At 63.0% G+C, this 17,231-nt stretch carries 16 protein-coding genes; 5 read left to right on the top strand and 11 right to left on the bottom strand.

Annotated elements, in window-relative coordinates:
* Positions 1-6: 6 nt before the first annotated feature.
* From VFB05_RS20250 to VFB05_RS20235, 4 genes are all read right to left on the bottom strand, one after another.
* Positions 7-315 (bottom strand): hypothetical protein, encoded by a 309-nt coding sequence (locus VFB05_RS20250; protein ID WP_325015418.1) that lies wholly within the window; start codon positions 313-315, stop codon positions 7-9.
* 86 nt (positions 316-401) lie between these two features.
* Positions 402-1,052 carry a glutathione S-transferase family protein gene (locus VFB05_RS20245; protein WP_325015416.1) on the bottom strand — a complete coding sequence of 217 codons (651 nt, stop codon included), beginning with the start codon at positions 1,050-1,052 and terminating at the stop codon, positions 402-404.
* Positions 1,053-1,145: 93 nt separating this feature from the next.
* A complete protein-coding gene (locus VFB05_RS20240) occupies positions 1,146-1,961 on the bottom strand; it encodes an MBL fold metallo-hydrolase (protein WP_325015414.1) in 816 nt (271 codons plus the stop codon).
* Positions 1,958-2,329 carry a cyclic nucleotide-binding domain-containing protein gene (locus VFB05_RS20235; RefSeq protein WP_325015412.1) on the bottom strand — a complete coding sequence of 124 codons (372 nt, stop codon included), beginning with the start codon at positions 2,327-2,329 and terminating at the stop codon, positions 1,958-1,960. Before VFB05_RS20235 ends, VFB05_RS20240 begins: the two co-directional genes overlap by 4 nt.
* A gap of 224 nt (positions 2,330-2,553) precedes the next feature.
* Between VFB05_RS20235 and VFB05_RS20230 the strand changes: the two genes are divergently transcribed.
* The 5 genes from VFB05_RS20230 (at position 2,554) to VFB05_RS20210 (ending at position 8,363) form a co-directional block, all read left to right on the top strand.
* Positions 2,554-3,654, top strand: a complete 1,101-nt coding sequence (locus VFB05_RS20230) for a hypothetical protein (protein ID WP_325015410.1) — start codon at positions 2,554-2,556, stop codon at positions 3,652-3,654.
* A gap of 136 nt (positions 3,655-3,790) precedes the next feature.
* Positions 3,791-5,353 (top strand): hypothetical protein, encoded by a 1,563-nt coding sequence (locus VFB05_RS20225; RefSeq protein WP_414643224.1) that lies wholly within the window; start codon positions 3,791-3,793, stop codon positions 5,351-5,353.
* Between the two features lie 82 nt (positions 5,354-5,435).
* Complete coding sequence (locus VFB05_RS20220) at positions 5,436-6,653, top strand: flavin-dependent oxidoreductase (protein ID WP_325015406.1); 1,218 nt, start codon at positions 5,436-5,438, stop codon at positions 6,651-6,653.
* Positions 6,654-6,792: 139 nt separating this feature from the next.
* Positions 6,793-8,169 (top strand): MFS transporter, encoded by a 1,377-nt coding sequence (locus tag VFB05_RS20215; protein ID WP_325015404.1) that lies wholly within the window; start codon positions 6,793-6,795, stop codon positions 8,167-8,169.
* A gap of 29 nt (positions 8,170-8,198) precedes the next feature.
* Positions 8,199-8,363 carry a hypothetical protein gene (locus VFB05_RS20210; protein WP_325015403.1) on the top strand — a complete coding sequence of 55 codons (165 nt, stop codon included), beginning with the start codon at positions 8,199-8,201 and terminating at the stop codon, positions 8,361-8,363.
* A 12-nt stretch (positions 8,364-8,375) separates the two neighbouring features.
* Here the strand turns inward: VFB05_RS20210 and VFB05_RS20205 are convergent, their stop codons facing one another.
* The 7 genes from VFB05_RS20205 to VFB05_RS20175 all read right to left on the bottom strand — a co-directional run bounded on the left by VFB05_RS20205 (position 8,376) and on the right by VFB05_RS20175 (position 17,078).
* Complete coding sequence (locus tag VFB05_RS20205; protein WP_325015401.1) at positions 8,376-9,020, bottom strand: glutathione S-transferase family protein; 645 nt, start codon at positions 9,018-9,020, stop codon at positions 8,376-8,378.
* Between the two features lie 10 nt (positions 9,021-9,030).
* Entirely contained in the window at positions 9,031-10,236 is a 1,206-nt protein-coding gene (locus VFB05_RS20200; RefSeq protein ID WP_325015398.1) for a CoA transferase, read from the bottom strand.
* A 121-nt stretch (positions 10,237-10,357) separates the two neighbouring features.
* Positions 10,358-13,444, bottom strand: coding sequence for a bifunctional proline dehydrogenase/L-glutamate gamma-semialdehyde dehydrogenase PutA (gene putA, locus VFB05_RS20195; RefSeq protein WP_325015396.1), 3,087 nt, complete (start codon positions 13,442-13,444; stop codon positions 10,358-10,360).
* 238 nt (positions 13,445-13,682) lie between these two features.
* A complete protein-coding gene (locus VFB05_RS20190; protein ID WP_325015394.1) occupies positions 13,683-14,867 on the bottom strand; it encodes an OpgC domain-containing protein in 1,185 nt (394 codons plus the stop codon).
* Positions 14,868-15,114: 247 nt separating this feature from the next.
* The gene (locus VFB05_RS20185) at positions 15,115-15,438 is read right to left on the bottom strand and encodes a cytochrome c (RefSeq protein WP_325015392.1); all 324 of its coding nucleotides are present in this window, start codon (positions 15,436-15,438) and stop codon (positions 15,115-15,117) included.
* 13 nt (positions 15,439-15,451) lie between these two features.
* The gene (locus tag VFB05_RS20180) at positions 15,452-16,657 is read right to left on the bottom strand and encodes a molybdopterin-dependent oxidoreductase (protein ID WP_325015390.1); all 1,206 of its coding nucleotides are present in this window, start codon (positions 16,655-16,657) and stop codon (positions 15,452-15,454) included.
* 184 nt (positions 16,658-16,841) lie between these two features.
* Positions 16,842-17,078 carry a hypothetical protein gene (locus VFB05_RS20175; protein WP_325015388.1) on the bottom strand — a complete coding sequence of 79 codons (237 nt, stop codon included), beginning with the start codon at positions 17,076-17,078 and terminating at the stop codon, positions 16,842-16,844.
* Positions 17,079-17,231: the final 153 nt, after the last annotated feature.

The raw sequence follows: 17,231 nt of genomic DNA, 5'->3' as shown, positions 1-17,231 counted from the left end.
CGGGTCTTATTGTCCGGGCGGATCAAAAGGCCCGCCGTCGGTAAACCAGTGCTTTCCGCGATAGATGATTTCGTTGCCGCCATCGACGTTGTCGATCGCCACGACATCGACCTTCTCTCCCTTCTTCAGCGCGATGCAGCCCTTCCACTGGGTCCCGCGCGGCGGGTGCCAGTGGTTGAACGCGACGAGCGAGTGCTCATGCGCCTCGGCCCAGCTTGGGCAGAACAGCGTGTTTTCGGGGATCGCTCTGATGTCTGACGCGGCGGCGGCAGTCGCCGTCAACATGAAAGCGATGATGATCGCGGTCCTGAACATGGCGCTTGTCCTTGCCTCGTTTCAGGCTTAGGTCGCCATTTCACCGGTTCAGGTTCATCGCAAGCAATTGCTTGATCGCCATGCGCTCATTTTCGAGTAGCCCCGGCCGGAGGCGGGACAGGGTCGGCCTTGATCGACGGCCGCTGCGCGACGCGATCGAACCAGGCCTTGACGTTGGTGTTGGCGGGATCGATCCCCTGACCGACCAGAGCGCCAAAGTCGAGCCAGCAATGCAGCACGATGTCGGCGAGGGTAAAACGCTTTCCGCAGAGATATTCGCGCCCGTCCGCCATCTGGCCGTCGAGCCAGGCGAGGCGATTGGCGGCAATCATCTTCAGGCCCGGCGAGGCTTCAGGGACAACTGGAATGCGTTTTTCGAAAAACTTCAGTGCCTCGCCGAAGCGATAGCCGTTCGCGAGCGGCTCGCAGATGTTGAGGTCGACGCGGCGCGTCCACATCCGGCATTCGGCGCGCTCCTTCGGCGTCGATCCGATCATCGCCGGCTGCGGCTTGATCTCTTCCAGATATTCGCAGATTGCGGTGATTTCGGAGAGATAGCTGCCGTCGTCCAGTTCGAGCGTCGGCATCTGGCCGTGCGGGTTGCGCTTGAGATGCTCCGCCTGTCGATTTTCGCCGCCGCGCAGGTCGACGGTCTGCTTTTCCATCTCGATGGCTTTCTCCGCCATGAAGATGCGGACGATGCGCGGATTGGGTCCGATCGAGTCGTAGAGCTTCACTGGCGGTCTCTCCGTATGTTTTCCAATGCGGAATGCATTGAGCAGACCTCTGAGCCGTCTGTCAAACCGGAAAGCCGCCCCGGGGCGTGGAAGCTAACCGTCATCGAGCTTGTTGAGGTCGCGCACCGACTGCATGATCGGTTCGAAATTCGAGCGCGCATCCAGCGCGTCAAACAGCTGCGCGGTGTCCGACAACAATGCGTGCGAGCGCGCAATCGCAATCCGCACGTCGTCCTGCGGCGTGTCGGATAGCCGGCCGTGGCCGGACAGCAGGATCTTCGAGTTGAGGCCTTTGAGGCGCTCCAGCGACTGGATGTAGTCGCTGATGCTGCCTGAGCCGAACACCCCGCCCATCACGCCGCCGGGCATCAGCGTGTCGGCGGCAAACAGCAAGCCCTTGTCCTGATCGAACAGGCTGATGCAGGCGGAGGTGTGACCCGGCGTGTACATCACGTTGAGACGAAAATCGCCGAGGTCGAGCAGATTGCCTTCCTCGAGCCAGATGTCGATATCGATCGGCTTGTTCGGCTCGTTGAACATCTTGCGCAGCATCGAGAAGTCGTCGCGCAGCATGATCTTGTTGGCGGCGAGCCGATGCGCCGCGATGATGGTGCGGCTCTCGTTGAAATGCCAGGCGGCGCCAATGTGATCGAGATGCTCGTGGCTCAGGATCACCATGTCGATCTTGTCCGGTGGACAGTCGAGATGGTTGAGGCATTCGAGCAGCGCCGGAAAATTCGAGGTCAGCCCGACGTCGATCATGATGGTGCGGGATCTGCCGCGCACCACGTAGGCGTTGGCCGCGCGATTCTTGAATCGCACCTGATAGACGTTTTCGGCGGCCTGGATCAGCGAGCAGACGTCGTTGTTGAGCAGGACCGGAAACGGGCTCGGTTTGCGCTCGCTCATGGGCCAACCGTCCGGAAGGCCGCGGCGTTGGAGGCGCGCAGGCGCTTGGAGAGCGCATCCATCACCATCAGCGCAAACGCCGGCTGCTGGCTGACCAGATAGACGAAGCGGGCGTGGTTGATCCGCATCACGCGGGTGCTGGGCGCCGCCGCAATCGCCGTGGCCGAGCGGGACGAGCCGTCAATGACCGCCATCTCGCCGAAGAACTCGCCCTTGCCGAGGGTGACGATGACGGTCTTGCGGCCGTCATTCAGCTTGGCGATCTCGACCTGACCGTCGAGCACGACGAACAGTTCACGGCCGCTCGAGCCTTCCTCGAAAATAACCTCGCCGACATCAAACTCGTTGATGCATTTTTCGATGGCCATGGCTCCCCTCCATCCCACCTTGTCGAGCGATGTTAGTCGGGAACGTGACCGGCGAAAACCAGCCGTCAGCCGGGACTTTGGTAGGGGCGCGGGCCTGAAGGGCCGCCTGGAAAGCGTTACCCGGCAGACAGCAATTCCTAAATTTTCGGTAAGCCGGCGGCCAGGTAAGGATTTGGCAAGATATGAAAGTTACCAAATGGTCAATCTTTTAGGGAGATTTGACCATGAGCGAGTCGACCGGCGAACAGGGTTCCCTCGATTTGGGCGCGTCCCAATCGACCGATACGCCCAGCGAACCGACGACGGCCTCCAGGGCCGAAGTGAGCGCGGCGGCGGATGCGCCGGTGTCCCAACCCCTGGTATCGGAACCCGAGATATCCGAGCCTTCAATGTCCGAGCCGTCGCGTTCGATGCCGGCGGCGTCCGAAGCGCCCAAAGCCGAGGCGATGAAGCTCGAGGCCGTGAAGGCCGAGGCGAAGCCGGTCGAGGCGAGCGCGCCGGCTGCCCAGGGCGAAGCCACCAAAGACAAGATCTCGCACATCCCCGCCAAGGTCATTGTGATGTCGCGCGGCGAGCATGCCTGGACGGACAATGGCATTCATGTCGAGCCCGAGGCCAAGGAGCAGCGAAGCGGTTTCGGCATGCGCCGCATCGCAGCGGTCGCGGCCATGCTGGCTTTGGCGACGGCAGCGGGCGCCGTTGGCGGTTCGCTCGCGACCGCTTCTCTGATGCACGGCGGCAGCGATGTCGCCGCAGGCACTGGCCAGACGTCCGCCCTGACGGCGACGCTGTCACGGATCGATGGCGACATCCAGGCGCTGAAGACCGGCCTCGATCACACGTCCAAGCTCGGCATGAGCCAGTTCAACAAGACCACCGAGCGTCTCGACAAGCTCGAGCGCGCCCAGGTCGAGCCGGCAGCCAAACTTGCCAAGTTGAGCGAGGCCATCGACAGACTGCACGCGCTGCCGGTTCCAGTGCCTGCGGTCGCGGCCGCAGCGCCTGCCGTATCCCCCGCCGCGAAGGAAACCACCGGATCGATTGCCTCGATGCCCGCCCAGCAGCAAGTCGCCGCGGCGTCGAAGAGCGACGGCAGGACCGATATCAAGGGCGACTTGAAGAGCGAACCTGGCCGCATGCCGACGCTGGACGACTGGGTGTTGCGCGACGTCGGCTATGGCGGTGCCGTGATCGGCAGCCGGCGCGGCATGTATGAGGTCTACGCCGGCGATTACATTCCGGGCCTTGGCCGGGTCGATGCCATCCGCCGCCAGGACGGCCGCTGGGTGGTCGTGACCAGCCGCGGACTGATTGTCGCGCGCTAACAAGCTTCTGCATCTCACCGCAAGGTGAAAAAGACGGCGGTTGTCATGAGACAGCCGCCGTCTTTTTGCCTATGCCCTGATGCAGAGCACGGACAGTCCTCCGGAATGAGGGCCTTGGTGCGGTGTTTGTCAGGTCATGGCTTCGTTGCGTTCCCTTTTCATCTCCTTCGCGCTTGTCTTGTTGCAGTTCGGCCCGGCGCAAAGCGCGCCGCTGCTGGAGCGCGGCACGGCCGTCACTGATCCCGACGCCTTGCGTGAGCTCGATCGCGGCCCCTTTGGTCTGGCGCGGATGCTTGGCGCTTCGTCGGGCGGGCCGCTCACCGACAACGCCCTGTTCGCGCTGCCTGCCGTTGCGCCGGTCCGAAAGACCCTCGATGAGGAGTTCGACCGCTACGTCCGGCAGCACAAGATTGAGCTGCCGAACGAAACCATCGGCATCGGGCCGCAGTTCGATTTTCAACTGTTCGACCGCGACCAGCTTTATTCCGGCACGACGCGCTTTGTGCTTGCCGGAATCGTCAACCGGATGGACCGCGCTTTTGTCGATCCGGCCAGTTGCGGCGAGATTCGCCTGATCTATCGGCTGACAGAGATCGATGCGCCGCCGGTCGGCGATCACGGCGCCTCGGCGCGGCTGCCGATGACGCTCAATCTTGTACTGAAGGCGAAAGCCGACGAAAGTCCGGCGTCGCTCACCTGCGGGACGATCGCGCGGCGCTGGCTGGAAACAACGGACTGGTCGCTCACCGGCGCGGCATTGGCGGAACGGTTGACGGCAAATGACGGGCCGCTCGCTTCGATCGGCCCGGAGAATATCCTGCGCATCGAAACCAACCTTCAGATCGCGCACGTCTCCCAATCGGCGGCTCACGAATTCCGCACCGACTACCTTCTCAAGGTCTTCGACTACGATCCGAAAACAAAGTCGTTCGAGGAAGCGACGCTGGAAGACCAGATCGATCGCGAGCGTCTTGCCTCCGATGAAACTCTCAGACGCGATTTCAAGGCCTGGCTGCTCGAGCCCTCGCACTTGAGCGAATTCGATCGCGGCACAGTGCTGTTCCCGAAAGAATTTCTCGCGACGCGGGCGATTGCGCCGACGCCGATCGGCTTCTCGTCCTCGCCATCGCAGCCGGCCTACGGGATGGTGGAAGGCGAGGGCGACAATCCCGTCTTTTCGAAAGAGGATGTCGTGACGGCGCTGCAAACGGCAGCCGCGCGCGGGGTCGATTTGCAGAACATCCGCTCGATCGCGGGCTTCGAGCGCCGCCTCAACGACATCACCTGCGCCGGCTGCCACCAGACCCGCGGCATCGGCGGCTTTCATTTTCCCGGCGTCGACTGGATGGCGGAGCATCCATCCAACACTTTGATCGTGCCGGCCTCGCCGCATTTCTTCGGCGACCAGATTCGACGTCGCGAGATCCTGATCGCCATTCGCGACGGCACGAGGATCGATTATTCCCGCGGATTTTCCGAACGGCCGCAACTGCGCGGCAGCAGCGAACTCGCCGGGACGGAATATGACGACGGCTGGGGCGCGCATTGCTATGGCACGCAGGCCAAAGCCGGCGACAAGCCGGCCGGCAATGACCGCAGTTTCACGTCGTGGGGTTGCGCCAAGGGACTTGCCTGCCAGGTCATGAGCGAAACTTCGCGCATGGGCATGTGTTTTGTCGCTAGCCCCAAAGCAAACTGACGACATAAGCCTCGAAGATTGACAGTAGGCTCACTAATCGTGTTTCATCGCAAAAGCCGCGTGAGACATGCGGGGAGGAAACATGGACGACATCCTGATTGTCGGCGGCGGCATCGGCGGCCTGACGTTGGGTCTCGCGCTGCATGCGGCCAAAATTCCCTGCCGCGTCTTCGAGTCCGCGCCGGAGATCCGCAGCGTTGGCGTCGGCATCAATCTTTTGCCGCATGCGACCAAGGAACTCGCCTCGCTCGGCCTTGAGGCTGATCTGGCGAAGGTTGCAATCAAGACCAAAGACTCCACCTTCTTCAACCGCTTCGGGCAATTGATCTATCAGGAGCCGCTCGGCCGCGCGGCCGGCTACGACCATCCGCAGTTCTCGATTCATCGCGGCGACCTGCAAATGGTGCTGCTGGATGCTTTCAGAAGCCGCGTCGGCGCGGATCGCATTCTGACAAACCATCATTGCACCGGCGTCGAGCAGGACGACGCCGGCGTCACTCTGCACTTCGCATCAGGCCAAAGCGTGCGCGGCCGCGCAGCGATCGCTTGCGACGGCATCAACTCGGCGATCCGCAGGCAGTTTTTCCCGGACGAGGGCGAGCCGCGCTATTCCGGCGTCAACATGTGGCGCGGCGTCACGCGGTGGAAGCCGATCCTGTCCGGCGCGAGTATGACGCGCGCCGGCTGGCTGTCGCATGGCAAGATGGTGATCTATCCGATCCGCGAGGCCGGCAGCGACGGTCTGCAGCTCGTTAACTGGGTTGCCGAGATCGAAACGCCCAACTATCGCCGCCGCGACTGGAACAGAGCCGGCTCGCTCGATGATTTCATCGGCGCCTTCGCCGACTGGCATTTCGACTGGCTCGACGTTCCCGCCTTCATTCGCGCCGCCGACAGTGTGCTGGAATTCCCGATGGTCGATCAGGACCCGCTGCCAAAGTGGAGTTTCGGCCGCGTCACGCTGCTCGGCGATGCGGCGCACCCGATGGTGCCGCGCGGCTCCAACGGCGCGGGGCAAGCGATCCTCGATGCCAGGGCGATGACCTCGGCGCTATCTGCCGTTGCAGATCCCGTCGCGGCCTTTGCGGCTTATGAGAAGGAGCGGTTGGAAAAAACAACCCGCATCGTTCTCACCAACCGTACCAATCCGCCCGACGCAATCCTGCGCGAGGTCTATCAGCGCACGGGCGACAAGCCGTTCAAGTCGATCGGCGACGTCATCAGCCATGATGAGTTGGTCGCGCTGTCCGACAGCTACAAGCAGATTGCGGGCTTTTCCAAAGAAGCGCTTCGCGCATAGCCAATACCGTCATTGCGAGCGACAGCGAAGCAATCCAGACTAAGGAAACATGGATTGCTTCGTCGCTCCAGCGCAAAATTGCTTCGCAATTTTGTCGCGGGCTCCTCGCAATGACGAGGGTTCAGGGAAACACAGGACGATGCCGGCAACGCCAGGAAAAGACACCTCAAGCGTCGATGTCGCAAGCTTCATCGATGCCCAGCCGGTTGGCGCTTTCCAGATCAAGCTGCTGCTCACCTGCGCGACGGTGCTGCTGCTCGACGGCTTCGACACCACGGCGATCAGTTACGTCGCCCCGCCGCTGGCGAAGGAATGGAACATCGGCAAGGCTGCGCTCGGTCCCGTGTTCAGCGCGGGCCTGTTCGGCCTGATGATCGGTGCATTGCTCCTCGGCCCGCTTGCCGATCGCATCGGGCGCAAGAAGATCATCATCTTTTCCACGCTCGCTTTCGGCGTCGGCACGCTGGCCACCGCCTTTGTCAATGACGTGAATGCATTGCTTGTTGTCCGGCTCCTGACCGGGCTTGGCCTTGGCGGCGCCATGCCGAACACGGTCGCGCTCACCAGCGAATTCTCGCCGCACCGCCGCCGCGCCACCATGGTGATGGTGATGTTTGTCGGCTTTTCGATCGGGGCGGCGCTCGGCGGCCTGCTCGCCGCGGGGCTGATTCCGCAATTCGGCTGGCGATCGGTGTTCGTGGTCGGCGGCGCCGCGCCGCTGGTGCTGGCGCCAGTTCTGGGATTGCGGCTGCCGGAGTCGGTCCGGTTCCTGGCGCTGACCGGCCGCGCCGACGCGCGTGTCGCGCAGCTGCTTTCGCGCGTCAACACGACGGCCACCTTTACTCCGGCAACGCGCTTTGTCGTGGATGAGCCGGCATTGCGAGGCATTCCGGTCCTGCATCTGTTCAGGGACGGACGGACGCTTCCCACGCTGTTGTTGTGGGTCGTGTTCTTCATGAGCCTGCTCGAACTCTATTTCCTGGCGAACTGGTTGCCGACGGTGCTGAGCGATCTCGGCGCGTCGATTTCGGCCGCGGCCGTCATCGGCGCGATGTTTCAGGTCGGTGGCGTGGTCGGCACCTTCGTGCTCGGCGCCGTGATCGACCGCTTCTCTTTCCGCGCGCTGGCGCTGGTGTACTTCATCGCGGTGTTTGCGGTTGGCGCAATCGGCCAGCTTGGGCACTCGGCCGTCCTTGTGACGATCGCGATTTTCGTCGCCGGCTTCTGCCTTGTCGGCGGACAAATCGCGGCCAATGCGCTCGCGGCCGGCTTCTATCCGACGTCGGCGAGAGCGACCGGCGTCGGCTGGGCGCTCGGGGTGGGGCGGGTCGGCTCGATCGTCGGTCCGTCCGTCGGCGGCATTCTGCTCAGCCTGAAATGGGGCGTGGGTGAACTGTTCATGACCGCGGCAGCGGCCGCGCTGTGCGCGGCGCTGGCGGCGTTCCTGCTCGGACGGTTGGCGGGATTGGGTGGCAGCGGCAAGTTGGCGAATGTCAAATCCGCTTCACTGGGCTAGGCTAAGGTAGCCACCGCAGGAGATGCGCCGTGACCGATCCGACCGGGGAAAGCAAGGAACGCAATCGCGAGATCGCCGCCAATGAAACCGCGCGGCAGACCGTAAGCTCCATCCGCGTCTCGACCTGGGCGATTGCGGTCGCCCTCGTCATTGGGCTGCTCGCTTTCGGCTGGGTGATGATCAACAACAAGTAGGCCGCGCGCCGCTCACGCGTAGTGCGTCAGCCGTTTTCCCGGCAACAAGTCATAGGCCGAACGCCAACCCGGCAGATCGGCGACCCGTTGCAGCCAGGCCTTGACCGCCGGATGGCTCGCCTTGAAGTCGTATCCGGTCTCGTCGGCGGGATAATGCAGGTAGGCGATCATGGAGAAGTCAGCGACCGTCGGCCGCTTCCCCGCCGCAAAGGCGCGCTGCTGCACGTGCAGCTCCAGAATAGCGAGAAAATCGTCAAGCCGACGGCGCAGGAATTTCAGCACGGCCGGATCGGGCGAAGGCGTGAAGGTGCGCAGGAAGCGATACGTCGCCATGTAGCCCGAGAGCTTGTGATTGTCCCAGAACAGCCAGCGCAGCACTTCGAATTTTTCCTCCGCGCTTTCGCCGCCGAAGCGGCCATATTGCTCGGCGAGCTTGAGCAGGATCGGCGCGGTCTGGGTCAGGCGCACGCCGTCCTCTTCCAGAACCGGAACCTCGCCCATCTCGTTGACGGCTTTGCGCCATTCCGCACTCCGTGTCACGCCGCCAGCGAAATCCGTCCAGATCGGCTCGAATGTCTCGCCGCAGAGCGTGAGCATCAGCGCCAGCTTGTAGCTGTTGCCGGATTCCGGGAAGTAATGCAGCCGGTAGCTTGGCATCTTGAACTCCTCATCCTACGGCGCCCGAAGCCTTCAGGCTCCGGATCGCTGCCTCGTCGTAACCGGCCTCGCGCAAAATCTCTTCGCTGTGTTCGCCGATTTCTGGCGCGCGTCTCGGTTTGACCTTGTCGCTGCCGTCGACCCAGATCGGGCTGTTGATCGTCAGCATCGTATCGTTCTCGAACGGCACAAGCACGTCGTTCTCGATCATCTGCGCATCGTTTGGAATATCGTCGAGAATGCCGACCACGCCGAACACGAGGCCATTGCCGTCGAGCGCGACGCGCCATTCGGCGAGCGGCCGTGTCGCGAACACCTGATCGAAGATCGCAATCAGTTCCAGCGAGCGCGCGTGACGGTCCGCCTTGGTGGCAAACCTCGGATCGTTGACGAGATCTTCGCGGCCCAGGCAGCGGGCGAGTGCCGGCCATTGCCGCTCCTCGTTGAGCAGCGACAGGATCAGCCAGCGGCCGTCCTCGCAGCGATAGTGATTGGTCACGGCGTTGAGCGCGCGCTCGCGCGGCCGCCGCTCCTGAAATCGCGCCCCGCAGAGTTTGGCCTGCGCCAGCACGCCGGCTGCCCACAATCCGTTCGCCATCAGGTTCGAGGAGACGTGCGAGCCTTCACCGGTCTTCTCGCGCTTGTAGAGCGCGGTGACGATCGCCCCGTAAAACGCCATCGCGCAGGGATGGTCGCCCATGCCGGGGATCGATCGCGCCGGCGTCGTGTTCTCGTCGGCGCGCACAAGGTCCATCAGGCCCGAGCGCGCCCAATAGGCATTGCTGTCGAAGCCGGGCTTGTCCGCTTCTGCGCCCTTCTCGCCATAGCCGGTGAAGGAGGCGTAGATCAGCCGCAGGTTCTTAGGCTTGATGTCTTCGTAGGTGATGCCGAGCCGCTTGCGCACGCCGGGCGGAAAATTGGTGATGAAGACGTCAGCCTCGGCCGCGAGGCGATACAGCACCTCGCGCCCCTCCGGTTTGGAGAGATCGAGCGCCAGGCTCCGCTTGTTCCGCCCCTCCAGAAGCCAGGCGAAATTATGCGGGCTGATCGGATAGCCCGGCAACTTCGGCAGCACCCGATAGGGATCGCCGGTTCCCGGCGGCTCGATCTTGATCACTTCGGCGCCGAAGTCCGACAACACGGTGGCGGCTGCGGGCGCCGCGATGAAGCTCGCGCAATCCAGAACCTTTAAGCCTTCAAAGATGCCGCCTGCCATCAGACCGTTCCCGTGTTGCTATCTTATTCCGCGCAATGGAACGTCATTCCACGCACAGCCAAAGGTTTTGATCGATAACGGGGGTCGATGCAACGGCCCGTCTGCATGGCTCAAGATCCGGCTATTCCTCGCCGGACAGCAGTGCCGCATTGCCGCCGGCGGCGGCGGTGTTGATTGTCACGGTCTGCTCGGTGGCAAAGCGCGCAAGATAATGCGGGCCGCCGGCCTTGGGGCCTGTACCGGAAAGACCAAAACCGCCGAATGGCTGTACGCCGACCACAGCGCCGATCATGTTGCGGTTGACATACACGTTGCCGACCGCGAGGCGGTCGATCACGGCGTCGGTCATGTCGTCGATCCGCGAGTGAATGCCGAGCGTCAGGGCGTAGCCGCTGCCTTCGATCGAAGCCAGCACCTCGTTGAGCTTGCCGGCCGCATACCGCACCACATGCAGGATCGGGCCGAATACTTCCTCGGTCAGTTGACCGGCGCTTGCGAGTTCGAAGATATGCGGCGCGACATATTGGCCGGCGGGCGCGCTGCCTGCAAAGTGCGCACGCGCCTCGCGTTTCATCCGCGCAATATGCGTATCGAGGCGCGCTTTGGCATCAATGTCGATCACCGGGCCGATATGGGTGGCGGGATCGGCGGGATCGCCGATTTTCAATTCGTGCGCCGCGCCCGCGATCATCTCGATCATGCGATCGGCGACGTCTTCCTGCACAAACAAAATGCGCAGCGCAGAGCAGCGCTGGCCGGCGGAGCGGAAGGCGGAGGTAATCACGTCGTCGGCGACCTGTTCAGGCAATGCGGTCGCGTCCACGATCATGGCGTTGATGCCGCCAGTCTCGGCAATCAGCGGCACGATCGGCCCATCCTTGGCGGCAAGCGCGCGGTTGATCGCGCGCGCGACCTCGGTCGAACCGGTAAAGACCACGCCGGCGACGTCGCGGTGGGCGACGAGCGCAGCGCCAATATCGCCATCGCCGGGCAGAAGATGCAGCGCGGAAGGCGGCACGCCGGCCTCGTGCAGCAGGCGCACCGCTTGATGCGCGATCAACGGTGTCTGCTCGGCGGGCTTTGCGACCACGGTATTGCCGGCCATCAGGGCGGCGGTGATCTGGCCCATAAAAATCGCGAGCGGAAAATTCCATGGCGAGATCGCGACGAAGACGCCGCGGCCGCGCAGGACGAGAGCGTTGCTCTCGCCGGTCGGTCCCGGCATGGGCTCGCTGGCGCCAAAGAGATCGCGGCCTTGGGCTGCATAGTAGCGGCAGAAGTCGGCGGCTTCGCGCACCTCAGAGATCGCATCGTCCAGTGTTTTGCCGCCCTCGCGTTGCAGCAGCGCGATGAAATGCGGGAGGCGCTGTTCGAGAAGATCGGCGGCACGCTCAAAGTAGCCCGCGCGAGTCGCCGCTGGCGTCCGGCTCCAGGACGAAAAGCCGGCGCACGCAGCCGTAACCGCGGCATTTGCATTTTCGACTGTCGGGTCGATCACGGTTCCGATCGCCGTTGTGGCATCGGCAGGGCCGGATAACTGTCGTCTCTTGCCGTTGATGACTTTGCCGTCGATCAGCGAAGCCGCTGCGACGGGTGCGGTCTCAGTTTTGACCGCTGCCAGTAGCGCCTGCAGCGCTGCGCGCTCGCCGAACTCTAACCCGCGCGAGTTTTTCCGCCGCGGCGAATAGAGATCGGCAGGCAACGGAATGTTCGGGTGACGGGCATTTTCAGGCGCGCCGATGATGTCGGCCGGACGGCGCAACAGTTTTGCCACCGGCACTGCATTGTCGGCGGCAAGCGCCACGAACGACGAGTTGGCGCCGTTTTCCAGCAGGCGCCGCACCAGGTAAGCGAGCAGGTCGCGGTGGCTGCCGACCGGTGCGTAGGTGCGGCAGGCGAGATCAGGATGATCGGCGAGCAGTTGTGCATAGAGCGCATCGCCCATGCCGTGCAGACGCTGCAATTCGAAGCCGCCTTCTTCGCCGGCGAGTTCAATCACGGTTGCGACCGTCAGCGCGTTGTGGGTGGCAAATTGCGGGAATAGCCGCGGCCGCAGCTTGAGGAGCTGTTCGGCGCAGGCGATGTAATTGAGGTCGGTCATCGCCTTGCGCGTGAACACGGGATAACCGGACAGGCCGCGTTCCTGTGCGCGCTTGACTTCGGTGTCCCAATAGGCGCCCTTAACGAGGCGCACCATCATGCGCCGGTTCAGCGCTTTCGCCATCTCATGGGCGTAGTCGATCACTGCGCCGGCGCGCTTCTGATAGGCCTGAATGGCAAGGCCAAAGCCGTCCCAGCCGGCGAATGAGGCATCGGAAAACGCCGCCGCGATCGCGTCCAGCGACAGCTCTAGCCGGTCAGCTTCCTCAGCATCGACGGTGAGGTTGAGATCGTAAGCTTTCGCGCGCCGCGCCAGGTCGATCAGCCGCGGCGTGAGTTCGGTCAGCACGCGCTCGCGGCTCACCGCCTCGAAACGCGGATGCAGCGCCGAAAGCTTGATCGAGATGCCGGGCCGGTCGGGCAGGGGACGGGTTCCGGCCGTGGCGCCGATCGCGTCGATCGCGCTGGCATAGGCGGCAAAATATCGCTCGACGTCCGCGGCGGTGCGCGCGCCTTCGCCGAGCATGTCGAAGGAATAGCGCAGCGCGGCGTCCGATTGCGCGCGCGAAAGCGCCGCCTCGATGGTCTCGCCGAGCACGAAGTGGCTGCCCATCAGCCGCATGGCCTGCCGCGTCGCCGCGCGCACCGCCGGCGCGCCGAGGCGCTTCACCAACCGCCCGATCGTGCCATCGGGCGTTTCGCCGGGCTGAATCACGCGCGCCGACATGCCAAGCGCCCAGGCCGAGGCGTTGACCAGGAACGCCGTCGACTTGGTTTCGTGATGGATGAAATCGCCTTCGCCGAGCTTGTCCTCGATGAAGCGGTCGGCCGTCGCCGCGTCGGGCACGCGCAACAGCGCTTCGGCCAGCACCATCAGCGCCAGGCCTTCTTTGGTTGAGAGCGCGAATTCGCGCAGCATGTCCTCGACGCCGCCGAGCCGATCATCGCGCGCGCGGATGGCGCCGATCAGGCGCGTCGCGGTCTGCTCGACCCGCGCCTCGCGCTCAGCGTCAAGACGCGGAACACCCAACAGCCGTCTTGCGATCGCGATATCGTCCGCAGCGTAAGCCGCCTTGAATGCCGGAACGAAAGCAGGTTCGGATTGCATCCGACAGGCTCCGATGCAGAATCTGACCTAGTGGTCCAATTCTAACATTCGCACCCCATTCGCAGCCGCCACTTTTGCGAATGTTAGAATTGCAGGACCACTCGCAATATTTGATCCCCGTGGAGTTTGGGATTTGACATTCGCTTTAAGAACTTGTGGCCGGGGTGAGTCGCGAATGTCAAATCCACTCCACGGAGCATATCGTCAAGCAGCCCGCAAAGGAATCGGCTTTGGCGATTTACCCAGCCCGCAGCGACGGGCGTCCGTCCATCGCCGCGAGAGATGGCCTGTCTTGTTGCCTCTCTTGCGGCCTGTCCTGGCGCTTCGACCACGACACATAGTTGGCGGCCAGCGTCATGATCACGATCCCGGACAGGCTGACCATGATCTGCTGCGCAAGCGTGCCGGAACCCGTCACCAGCACAAAATAGCCTGCGAGGGAAAGGAACACGCCGACACAGAACACCGGCAGCGACTGTTCGCCGCAGACGATCAGCGGCCTCAGGATCGGCGAGACGAGACCGCGCCAGTTCTTCGGGACCAGCCTTGTGGCGAACAGCGCCACGATCACGAAGTGCAGGATGCGGTAGGGCGGTAGATTGGCCTTGTCATCCGGAATGAAAGCGTCGTGCAGCCAGCCTGGCAGCGTCTCGCCGAGCGACGGAAATCGCCCGGCCATCGTCATGGCAAGCGCAAAGACGAGAAAAGCGAGCCCGAAACTGGCCCAGACGCGTCCCTTGAAGCGCCGGACCAGCAGGCTTGCGCCGCCAAGCGCACACCAGGCGCCAAGAACGAACAGCAGCTGCCAGCAGAATGGATTGAACGACCAGCTCCCGTCCGGAAATGTGGACAGCGTCCATTCGAACTGGCGGGCGGCGATATAAAGCGCGGCCGATATCGCCAGCATCGTGTTCGGCGCCCGCAACATCAGCCACAGCACGGCGGGGAAAGACGCCATCAGCACGACCGCGAGCTGGAGCAGATCGAGGTTCAGGGCTTTCGATTGCAGCAAGAGCCCATGGGTGACGGTGCGGACCGGCTCTTCCAGAAGGCTTGCGATATTGAACTGATAGAGGATGTCGGGCGCGGCATAGCGGGTGGCAACGTCGCCGATCGACACGGCGTAGATCGCAAACAACACGATGAAGGCAGCATAGAGATGCCAGGCGCGCCGAAGCACCCGCGTCGCGCCGACGATGGTGCCGCGCTCCAGCAAGATGGGCGCGTAGGCAAGCGCGGCCAGATAGCCGGTGATGAAGACGAACACGTCGCTCGCGCCGGAAAAACCGAAGCTGCGCGAGGTGATCCAGCTCACCATGTTGTTCGGAATGTGGTTCAGAAAGATGAACCAGTTCGCGAGACCGAGAAACAGGTAGAGCCTCGTGTCGCGTGCATGACGCACGAGGGCAGCGTTGGCATTCATAACGTTAATTCGCGAAAGGCCTGGGATTGCGGTGATGTGCGTCTGCAGGTAGTGCGCTTCGCAGCGGCTTTCAACCGACCTCGCCATGATGTGAGTCAGAGGTGATGTGCAGCTCGCATTCATCGTGAACGTCACGATGCAACACGAAGCCGTGAGCTGTTGGAATATCGGCAAATAATCGAAGCGAATCAGCCGCCAGCTTTCTGCCAACCGTTAATGCCGGAATCGGCCGTCAGCAAGTCGACCGTTAATAGGTCGTTGACAGGTATTCGACGATTTTCGGCACGTCGGCGTCCGGGATAGGCGCGCCATAAACCTTGATCATCTTGGTGACCTCCGCCCGCCAGAAGTCAGCGGTAAATTTCGGGCCGCGCGGCTGGGTCGCGATGTAGTCCGCCGAGTGGCAGGCGGTGCAGTTGTTCATGACGACGTCGAGATTGGGGCCCGGCTTGAAAGCCGCGGTCTCCGGCGGCAAATTATAGGAGACGGGAGCAGCCGCGGCCGCGCCGTATTTCAAGATCAAAGCGAGCACGATGATGAGCAGGATGGCAAACAGCAGCCGTCGTTTCATGGTCGCAACTCCATTAGGCTGCGGTGACGCGGACGGTTTCGGCGACATTGCGCAAGTAACCGGCCGGATTCCAGCGCGGCTCCATCGGCTGCGTGTCGCCGGCATTGTTGGTCGCCCGAACCCGTAAGTCGTAGATGCCGGGAGCAAGTTTGACCGGCAGGGTCCATTCGCGGAACGAGTACCTGCCGAGATCGTGGCCGAGCTTCGCGGGCATCCAGGTCGCGCCGTTATCGGTTGAGACCGCGACGGCCTTGATGCCCTTGCCGCCGTCGAAGGCTATCCCTCGCAAGGTCGTCGTCTTGCGCGCCTTCAGGCGTGCGTCGTTGCTCACATTGGTGATGAACGAGCGGACCGTGAAGCGGTTGATCGGGATGGTCGCCTTCGGCGCGGAGCCGGGCTCGACGCAATTGCATGGCGTATCCGGGATCCGGTAGGCGGTCTTCATCCAGAAGCCGTCGAAGACATTGTCGATCACGGCGATTTCGTTGAGGTGCTTGACCCAGTAGGTGCCGTAGTAGCCAGGCACGATCAGCCGCAGCGGAAAGCCGTTGAGAAGGGGCAGGTCCTCGCCGTTCATGCCGTAGGCCAGCATCACCTCGCCGTCGCGGGCGTGATCGATGTCGAGCGCCTTGACGAAATCCGGCGTCGTATCCAACACCGGCCCATCCATGCCGTTGAACGTCACCTGCTTGGCTCCGGCCTTCACGCCGGCCATGTCGAGCACGGCCTTGAGCGGCACGCCGTGCCATCGCGCATTGCCCATCGCACCGTTGCCCAATTGCCCGCCGGCGACGCGCGGTTCGAAGAAGCTGCGGCTGTTGCCCGAGCACTGGTTGACCGCGACGAGTTCGACGGCCGGCAGCTTTCTGATGTCCTTCAGCGACAGTTTAAGTGGCCGGTCGATCTTGCCCTTGATCTCGAGCGTAAACTTGTCCGGATCGATGCTGTAGGGAATGTCCGCCAGGTGATAGCGCACGAAGAACGCGTTGTTCGGCGTGATCGGGCCGCCGTCGAAGACTGAAAACGGGGTTTCGAGTTGCGGCGGGCGGCTGGTCAGTCCGATCATCGGCCGCTTCTGTGGATATTTGACCAGCGGACGCTTGCCGTTTTCGAACGGAAGCACGACGCTGCCGTCGAGTGCGAACGCCTGCGATGACGGAAGGGTGGCGGCCAATGTCGCAAGGCCTATGCGCTTCAGCAGCTCCCGTCGGCTGATCATGGCGTTTCCCCGTCAGTTTTCTTGTTGGAACAAGTCCTTGTTTTGCCCGCGAGTGTGACACCTGACGTCACCAAGTCAATTCCCCGATCGACGCCCTGGGTGCGCGCAAATGCCCCGGCTCATGCAAAAACGCGAACGCTCCGGCCGCGGTTTCCGCTGCCGGAGCGTTTGACGTGAAGCACGATCAGTAGGCGCAGACGTTCACGGTGCGGAAGCGATAACCGTAGGGCGTCAGCACGCGCTGGGTCATGTAGCAGCTGTCGTCGACATAGCCGACGCCGATGCCGAAATGGCCGAAGTGGTGATGATACCCACCCCAGCCCCAGCCGCCCCACGGCTTGGCGGAAGCGGCGGACGGAGCAAGCACGGCGGTGCCGAGAGCAAGGGTAGCAACGAGAGCAATCGTCAGTTTGCGAAACATGGTCGTTCTCCTCGAATGTGCGCAGGCCAGGCTGCGCGTTGCAGTTTCACCCCTTGCCCGTCAGTCGCGCCGTAAGAGGCGCGGGTTCGGGTGGGTTCGACCAGGTTCGAGGAATTTTTTCTGAATGGTTGTTCAGGTTGGCTTTTGGTTAAG

This window comes from Bradyrhizobium sp. (assembly GCF_035652035.1).
Classification (GTDB): Bacteria; Pseudomonadota; Alphaproteobacteria; order Rhizobiales; family Xanthobacteraceae; genus Bradyrhizobium.
This window is presented reverse-complemented; position numbering and strand designations above follow the sequence as displayed.

Coding starts and splice junctions, on each gene's coding strand:
- VFB05_RS20250 (WP_325015418.1), bottom strand. CDS start 315: ATGTTCAGGACCGCGATCATCATCGCTTTCATGTTGACGGCGACTGCC.
- VFB05_RS20240 (WP_325015414.1), bottom strand. CDS start 1,961: ATGAGCGAGCGCAAACCGAGCCCGTTTCCGGTCCTGCTCAACAACGAC.
- VFB05_RS20235 (WP_325015412.1), bottom strand. CDS start 2,329: ATGGCCATCGAAAAATGCATCAACGAGTTTGATGTCGGCGAGGTTATT.
- VFB05_RS20230 (WP_325015410.1), top strand. CDS start 2,554: ATGAGCGAGTCGACCGGCGAACAGGGTTCCCTCGATTTGGGCGCGTCC.
- VFB05_RS20225 (WP_414643224.1), top strand. CDS start 3,791: ATGGCTTCGTTGCGTTCCCTTTTCATCTCCTTCGCGCTTGTCTTGTTG.
- VFB05_RS20220 (WP_325015406.1), top strand. CDS start 5,436: ATGGACGACATCCTGATTGTCGGCGGCGGCATCGGCGGCCTGACGTTG.
- VFB05_RS20215 (WP_325015404.1), top strand. CDS start 6,793: ATGCCGGCAACGCCAGGAAAAGACACCTCAAGCGTCGATGTCGCAAGC.
- VFB05_RS20205 (WP_325015401.1), bottom strand. CDS start 9,020: ATGCCAAGCTACCGGCTGCATTACTTCCCGGAATCCGGCAACAGCTAC.
- VFB05_RS20200 (WP_325015398.1), bottom strand. CDS start 10,236: ATGGCAGGCGGCATCTTTGAAGGCTTAAAGGTTCTGGATTGCGCGAGC.
- putA (WP_325015396.1), bottom strand. CDS start 13,444: ATGCAATCCGAACCTGCTTTCGTTCCGGCATTCAAGGCGGCTTACGCT.
- VFB05_RS20190 (WP_325015394.1), bottom strand. CDS start 14,867: ATGAATGCCAACGCTGCCCTCGTGCGTCATGCACGCGACACGAGGCTC.
- VFB05_RS20185 (WP_325015392.1), bottom strand. CDS start 15,438: ATGAAACGACGGCTGCTGTTTGCCATCCTGCTCATCATCGTGCTCGCT.
- VFB05_RS20180 (WP_325015390.1), bottom strand. CDS start 16,657: ATGATCAGCCGACGGGAGCTGCTGAAGCGCATAGGCCTTGCGACATTG.
- VFB05_RS20175 (WP_325015388.1), bottom strand. CDS start 17,078: ATGTTTCGCAAACTGACGATTGCTCTCGTTGCTACCCTTGCTCTCGGC.